A 349-nucleotide genomic window follows, 5' to 3' on the forward strand; every position below is an offset into this window, starting at 1 on the left:
ATATCAAGCGTCTCCGGACGCGAAAAAAATATCAAGTCTTAAGAGTGAACACATAATGAAATTCATTATGACGTTTTACACTTGAGCATCGCTGCACTTGTTGCAGCAAATCGAACTTTTAATTGAAGAGTTTGATCATGGCTCAGATTGAACGCTGGCGGCAGGCCTAACACATGCAAGTCGAACGGTAGCACAGAGAAGCTTGCTTCTTGGGTGACGAGTGGCGGACGGGTGAGTAATGTCTGGGAAACTGCCCGATGGAGGGGGATAACTACTGGAAACGGTAGCTAATACCGCATAACGTCTTCGGACCAAAGTGGGGGACCTTCGGGCCTCACGCCATCGGATG

At 48.4% G+C, this 349-nt stretch carries 1 rRNA gene; it reads left to right on the top strand.

Annotation, left to right across the window (positions count from 1 at the left end):
* Positions 1–119: 119 nt before the first annotated feature.
* A 16S ribosomal RNA gene (locus AC1DIT_RS28655) occupies positions 120–349 on the top strand; the annotation flags it as partial.

The organism is Bacillus sp. 05T22 (assembly GCF_056396765.1).